The organism is Pseudomonas reactans, assembly GCF_013385825.1.
Lineage (GTDB): Bacteria > Pseudomonadota > Gammaproteobacteria > Pseudomonadales > Pseudomonadaceae > Aquipseudomonas > Aquipseudomonas reactans.
In genome coordinates this window covers 89,988-96,824 of the sequence record NZ_JACAPG010000019.1, presented here as the reverse complement: position 1 = coordinate 96,824, position 6,837 = coordinate 89,988, and the positions used below count along the sequence as shown (strand labels likewise).

6 protein-coding genes are annotated in these 6,837 nt (G+C 61.9%); 2 read left to right on the top strand and 4 right to left on the bottom strand.

Annotated elements, in window-relative coordinates; all coding sequences use genetic code 11:
* Nucleotides 1–233: 233 nt before the first annotated feature.
* Nucleotides 234–1,880, top strand: coding sequence for an MFS transporter (locus HX868_RS22560; RefSeq protein ID WP_177004420.1), 1,647 nt, complete (start codon nt 234–236; stop codon nt 1,878–1,880).
* On the top strand, nt 1,877–3,022 hold the full coding sequence (locus HX868_RS22555) for an HlyD family secretion protein (RefSeq protein WP_177004419.1): 1,146 nt from the start codon (nt 1,877–1,879) through the stop codon (nt 3,020–3,022). Before HX868_RS22560 ends, HX868_RS22555 begins: the two co-directional genes overlap by 4 nt.
* Nucleotides 3,023–3,114: 92 nt before the next feature.
* Here HX868_RS22555 and HX868_RS22550 read toward each other — a convergent pair whose 3' ends face one another.
* The 4 genes from HX868_RS22550 to HX868_RS22535 form a co-directional block, all read right to left on the bottom strand.
* Nucleotides 3,115–3,975 (bottom strand): aldose 1-epimerase, encoded by an 861-nt coding sequence (locus tag HX868_RS22550; RefSeq protein WP_425504238.1) that lies wholly within the window; start codon nt 3,973–3,975, stop codon nt 3,115–3,117.
* Nucleotides 3,975–5,255 carry a TRAP transporter large permease gene (locus tag HX868_RS22545; RefSeq protein ID WP_033902005.1) on the bottom strand — a complete coding sequence of 427 codons (1,281 nt, stop codon included), beginning with the start codon at nt 5,253–5,255 and terminating at the stop codon, nt 3,975–3,977. Before HX868_RS22545 ends, HX868_RS22550 begins: the two co-directional genes overlap by 1 nt.
* A 1-nt stretch (nt 5,256) precedes the next feature.
* A complete protein-coding gene (locus HX868_RS22540; RefSeq protein WP_177004418.1) occupies nt 5,257–5,784 on the bottom strand; it encodes a TRAP transporter small permease in 528 nt (175 codons plus the stop codon).
* A 64-nt stretch (nt 5,785–5,848) separates the two neighbouring features.
* Nucleotides 5,849–6,811 (bottom strand): TRAP transporter substrate-binding protein, encoded by a 963-nt coding sequence (locus HX868_RS22535; RefSeq protein WP_177004417.1) that lies wholly within the window; start codon nt 6,809–6,811, stop codon nt 5,849–5,851.
* Nucleotides 6,812–6,837: the final 26 nt, after the last annotated feature.

Here is a 6,837-nt window from a genome sequence, read left to right as displayed (position 1 = left end):
GATTACGGGCATACCGAGCCTAGGCGAGGTACCGAGTGTTGGGGCGAAGCGTTTTTGGTTACTTTTGGCGCTCTTCCAAAAGTGACCCGCTGTAAGAGCGGAACCATAAGCGGCCGTGACCGCAGCAACGGATATGTACACCCCCCACATGACAAGATGAACTCCCCTCAGGTTTACTACTCTCTGAGTATGCTTTCACCGACTCCCCCGGGTCGGCTCATCTAGGTCACGGAATGAACAAATACACCCCCCACACCTGGGAACCCCACGAGCGCCCAAGCCTCCCTGGTTCACCGTCCACCCCGCTGCACCCCACGCACAAGCGTTGGCTGTTCGCGCTGGTCGGCGTGCTGGTGGCAATCACCGGGGGCCTGGGTAACGCGCTGGTTATCGCCAACCTGCAATACCTGCAAGGCGCCCTCGGCGCGACCACCGCCGAAATGGCCTGGCTCCCCGCCGCCTACGTCATGACCAACGTCTGCATGAACCTGCTGCTGGTGAAGTTCCGCCAACAGTTCGGCCTGCGCGCCTTCACCGAAGTGTTCCTGGTACTGTACGCGCTGGTCACCTTCGGCCACTTGTTCGTCAACGACCTCAGCTCAGCCATCGCCGTGCGCGCAGCCCATGGCATGGTCGGCGCGGCGCTGAGTTCGCTGGGCTTGTACTACATGATCCAGGCATTCCCGGCCAAATGGCGCTTAAAGGCGCTGGTGCTGGGCTTGGGCACCGCGCAACTCGCTCTACCCTTGGCGCGCCTGTTCTCCGAAGACCTGCTGCAAATCGCCGAATGGCGCGGCCTGTACCTGTTCGAACTGGGCATGGCGCTGATCTGCCTGGGCTGCGTGTTCCTGCTTAAACTCCCGCCCGGTGACCGCTTCAAGACCTTTGAAAAACTCGACTTCCTTACCTTCGCCATCCTCGCCACCGGCGTTGCCTTGCTCTGTGCGGTGTTGTCCCTGGGCCGCATCGACTGGTGGCTGGAGGCGCCCTGGATCGGCATTGCCTCGGCCTGTTCCCTGGTGCTGATCATGGCCGGCCTGGCCATCGAGCATAACCGTGCCAACCCGATGTTGATGACCCGCTGGCTGGGCAGCGGTGTGATGATCCGCCTGGCGCTGGCGGTGATCCTGATTCGCATGGTGCTGTCGGAGCAGTCCACCGGCGCGGTGGGCTTTATGCAGATGTTGAACATGAGCTACCAGCAGATGCACACCCTGTACGTGGTGATGCTCGCCGGGGCGATTGCTGGGCTGGTGGTCAGTGCGTTGACCATCAACCCGGCGCACCTGTTGATGCCGCTGGTGATTTCCCTGGCGCTGATGGCCACCGGCTCGGTGATGGACAGTTTTTCCAGTAATCTCACCCGCCCACAGAACCTGTACATCAGCCAGTTCCTGCTAGGCTTCGGCGGCACGTTCTTCCTCGGCCCGACCATGGTCCTGGGCACCAAGAACGTGCTGACCAACCCGCGCAATCTGGTGAGTTTTTCGGTGATGTTCGGCATCTGCCAGAACCTCGGCGGCCTGATTGGCGCAGCGTTGCTGGGCACGTTCCAGATCGTGCGCGAGAAGTATCACTCCAGCATGATCGTCGAACACTTGACCCTGCTCGACCCGCGTGTGGCCGCACGGGTGCAGAGCGGCGGCTCGGCCTACGGCGGCATTGTCGCCGACCCCGAGCTGCGCAACCTGATGGGCATTCGCAGCCTGGCTACCGCGGCGACCCGTGAGGCGAACGTGATGGCCTACAACGATGTCTTCATGCTGATCGCGATCATCGCGATACTCACCATGATCTGGATCTTTATCCGCAGTCTGTGGCTGATGAGCACCACCCGAGCAGCAGCCACTCCCGTTCAACCCAGCGGCGCACCTTCATGACTGAACCTTCGACCACCACCACTACCGCCATCGCGTCCACCCCGGAAGGCAGCACGCCACCCGGCGCGGTGCCCACCGAGCTGCGCCCGTTGCGGGTGCGGATAATCTCGTCCCTGGGCTTTGCCGCAATCGCCATCGTCGGCGTGCTGATTGTGCTGTACGCCTGGCAATTGCCACCGTTCAGCAGCGCAGTGGAAACCACCGAGAACGCGCTGGTGCGCGGGCAGGTCACGATCATCGGGCCGCAGCTCAGCGGCTATGTGTTCGAGGTGCCGGTGCAGGATTTCCAGCACGTCAAAGCCGGCGACTTGCTGGTGCGCCTCGACGACCGCATCTACAAGCAGCGCCTGGACCAGGCATTGGCCCAACTGGCGGTGCAGAAGGCGTCATTGGCGAATGTGGTGCAACAGCGCAACAGTGCCGAAGCCACCATCAAGCTGCGTCAGGCAGCCTTGGTGGACAGCCAGGCGCAGGCACGCAAGAGCACCGCCGATTTGCGCCGCAATGAAGAGTTGATCAGCGACGGCTCGGTGTCCAAGCGCGAGCTGGACGTAACCCGCGCCGCCAACGCACAGACCATCGCCGCTGTGGCGCAAGCCCAGGCCAGCCTGGAAATCGCACGCCAAGACCTGCAGACGGTGATCGTCAACCGTGGCTCCCTGGAAGCGGCCGTGGCCAGTGCCGAGGCGGCGGTGGAGCTGGCGCGCATTGACTTGTCCAACACCCGCATCACCGCGCCCCGCGATGGTCAGCTCGGGCAGATCGGCGTGCGGCTCGGGGCCTACGTCAACTCCGGCGCGCAGTTGATGGCGCTGGTCCCGCCGCAGTTGTGGGTGATCGCCAACATGAAGGAAACCCAGATGGACAACGTGCAGGTCGGCCAGCCGGTGACCTTCACGGTGGACGCGCTGAACCACCGCAAATTCCATGGCACGGTGCAGCATATTTCCCCGGCCACCGGCTCGGAGTTCAGCCTGTTGCAGGCGGACAATGCCACCGGCAACTTCGTCAAGATCGCCCAGCGCGTGCCGGTGCGGATCATGGTGGACCCGGACCAGGCCGAGAGTGAACGGTTGCGGCCGGGGTTGTCGGTGGTCGTCAGTATCGACACTGCCGGCCGCCTGAAAAACAGCCCGCCCTGACACACCCTCTCTGTAGGAGCCGGCTTGCCGGCGATAGCGTCCGAAAGTCTGGTGATGATTGTGAGGGACCCAATCGCCGGCAAGCCGGGCTCCTACAGGGGGCGGAATTTCAGGTTGAAAGTGAGGTGAGTTGACTGGCCTTGCTCCAACAGCTTCAGCCCTGGCCGCCCTGGCAGATGATGGGCATTCACCGGGTGACTCACCGGCTCAATGCAAAAAAATCCCAACCCCGGCGGGCAGTACAGCAGGAAGTAATCACTCCCGGTGGCCTGGCATTCCAGGGTGTAGCCCAGCTCTGGCTGCTCAATCAGGCAATGGCCGTCCCAGTCGCAAAAGCCGTTGTCCACCAGGCCTTCCTGCAGGGTTTTCAACTGCTGGAAATCCCAGGCGGCGGGCACTGACGCCAGCTCCGTCGGTAACTTGGCGGCGTCGCTCATCCACACCTGTGACGCCTTGGCCTGCAGCCGCGTACCCGCTGTGCGCGGCAGGTACGGATGCAATCCCAGCCCATGCCACGCGGGTTTTTCCGCCAGATGCGTCACGCGCAGAGTGATGCTCAGTTCACCGTTCTCCAGCCGAAACCGTTGCTCGGCGCGATAGGCGAACGGTGTGTCGCACGCCATTTCCAGGACCACTTCATCCGTCGCTTGGCTGACCACCTGCCACGCCTGTTGCCAGGCAGAGCCGTGAATCGGCAGCGGGTCGGTCAAGCTATTGGGCGTCAGCGCCAGCCAACCGTCGGGGTTGTCGAAACCCCCTTCGGCAATCCGGTTGGACCAGGGCGCCAAGGGATAGCACCCCAGTTTGCCTGGCAACCCGGTGTTGATCGCGTGCGCATCGCTGTGTCGCAAAAGCGGCTGGCCGGTGGCGAGTACCGTCCAGTTGACGATGCTGCCTCCCGTGGCCGGCGCAAGGGTAAGGTGGGTCAGGTTGTCTTGCCGTTCAATCAGCATCAGAGCACCACGCTTGGCAGCCACAACGACAGCGCAGGAATGTAAGTCACGGCCATCAGTACCAGAAACAGCACGCCATAGAACGGCAGCAGCGCCTTTACGGTTTTCTCGATGCTGACCTTGCCCACCGCCGCGCCGACGAACAGCACCGCACCCACGGGCGGTGTGATCAGGCCGATACCGAGGTTGACCAGCATGATCATGCCGAAGTGCACCGGGTCGACGCCGATACCCAGCACTACCGGTAGCAGGATCGGCGTGAGGATCAAGATCAGCGGTGCCATGTCCATCACCGTGCCGAGCAACAGCAGCATGGCGTTGATGCACATCAGGATCACGTAGCGGTTGTCCGACAGGGTCAGGAACATCGTGGTGATTTTTGCCGGGATCTGCATCAGGGTCATGATGTAGCCGAAGCTGGCGGCGAAGGCGATCAGGATCATCACGATGGAAATGGTGCGCACCGTGCGATGCATCAGCTTGGGCAGCTCGCTCCATTTGTAGTCGCGGTAGATGAACATGGTCACGAAAAACGCCCACAGCACCGCAATCGCGGCGGACTCGGTAGCGGTGAAAATCCCTGAGAGGATGCCGCCCAGGATGATCACCATGGCCATCAGGCCCCAGAGCGCATCGGCGCAGATTTTCAGCGCCTGCTTGAGCGGAATCACTTCACCCTTGGGGTAGTTGCGCTTTTTCGCGAAGATCAGGCACAGCACCATCAGGCACGCGCTCATCAGCAAGCCCGGTACCACGCCGGCCATGAACAGCGAGGCAATCGACACTGTGCCGCCGGCCGCCAGTGAGTAGAGCACCGAGTTATGGCTGGGCGGGGTCAGCAGCGCTTGTACCGAACCACTGACGGTCACCGCGGTGGCGAATTCACGCGGGTAGCCACGGCGTTCCATTTCCGGGATGAGCACCGAGCCGACCGAGGCGGTGTCCGCCACCGACGAGCCGGAAATCGCGCCGAAAAACGTCGAGGCCATGATATTCACCAACGACAGGCCACCGCGCACAAAACCCACCAGCACCCCGGCAAACGCCACCAGCCGCCGTGACATGCCGCCTTCGGCCATGATCGCGCCGGCCAGCACAAAGAACGGAATCGCCATCAGCGAAAACTTGTTCACCCCGCCGGCCACCTGGATCATCAGGGCCTGGAACGGGATGTCGATCCACCACGCACCGATCAGTGCCGACAACCCTAGGGCGTACGCCACAGGCATGCCGATCAGGATCAAGGCGATAAAGCTGCCCAACAGAATCAATGCGTCCATATCAGGCAGCCCCTTCGCTTTCTTCAACCAGGTCGAAGCGCACGACCCGACGGTTGCTCTGGTCACCGAGCAAGAGTTTTTCCAGCACAAAAACCAGGGTCAGCAGCCCACCAATCGGGATCGGTATGTAAGTGATGCCCACACGCAGGGTGGGGATGGCACTCATGAACTGGTTCCAGGTGGACAGGCACAGCTTGGTGCCCCAGATCGTCATGAACAGGCAGATGGTGCCCATCAGCACTTGCGAGACGATGCCGATGATCTGGCGCTGACGGGGTGGCAGGCGGTCAGTGACCATGGCCACCGACATATGCGCGCCGGCGCGGTAACTGGCGGCGGCGCCGATAAAGGTGAACACCAGCATCAGCAGAATGGCGGTGGGCTCCGGCCAGCTGGAGCCGGTGCCGAGGACATAGCGGGCGAAGATGCCCCAGGGGATGATCAGCGCGACCCCCAGTACCGAGAGGCCGGCGACCCAGATGCAGGTCATGTAGAGGCGGTCGTTGATGCGCAGCAGTAAATTCTTCATGGCGTTCACCGTAACCGGGCGCGTCGATGCCGACCGCGCCGGGCCTTGCTAGAGAAGGAGGGCGTTACTGAACGGCGTCGATACGCTTGATGATGTCGGCGTAGGCCGCACCGTACTTGGCGCGAACCGGCGCGGTGGCGTCATAGAAGGGTTTTTTGTCGACGGTGATGAACTCGACACCGGCGGCCTTGAGCTTGGTTTCACTGCTGGCGGACTTGGCGTCCCATAACACGCGCTCGTCAGCCTGGGCGGCCTTGGCGGCTTTTTTCACCATGTCCTGTTGCACGGGGGTGAGCTTGTTCCAGGTGATTTTCGACATCACGATGGGCTCGGGCAATATCAGGTGTTCGGTGAGGGTGTAGTACTTGGCGTTCTGGAAATGGTTGTGTTCCAGCAGGGTCGGCGGGTTGTTTTCCGCGCCGTCGATGACACCAGTCTGCAGGGCGCTGAAGATTTCGCCGGTGTCCATGGCGATGCCGTTGGCGCCCATTTCATTGAAGGCTTCGATGAACAAGGGGTTGCCTTGTACACGGATTTTCATGCCCTTGAGGTCTTCAATTTTGCGCACCGGTTTCTTGGTGTAGAGGTTGCGCGTGCCGCCGTCCATCCAGGCCAGGGCGACCAGGCCGAATTCGGAGTCGGTGATCTTGGCGAGGATCTCATCGCCGATGTCGCCGTCGATGACCTTGCGCATGTGCGCCTGGTCGCGGAACACGAACGGCAGGTTGAACACATTCACGTCCGGCACCACCGGGCCAACAATGCCGAGGCTGACGCGGGTCATCTGGATGGCGCCGACCTGAGCCTGTTCGACCACTTCTTTCTCGGACCCGAGGACACCGCCGGGGAAGTACTTGAAGGTCAGTTCACCGTTGCTTTCTTTGGTCAGGGCCTTGCCCATGTTTTCTTCGGCAACAACGGTGGGGTAGCCGGCGGGGTGGATGTCGGCGAATTTGATTTCCAGCGCGTGGGCGGCGCTGCTGAGGGTGAAGAATGCAGCGGCGAGCAAGGTGCGTTTGAAGTCCATGGGGTTTCATTCCTGTCTTGTTATTG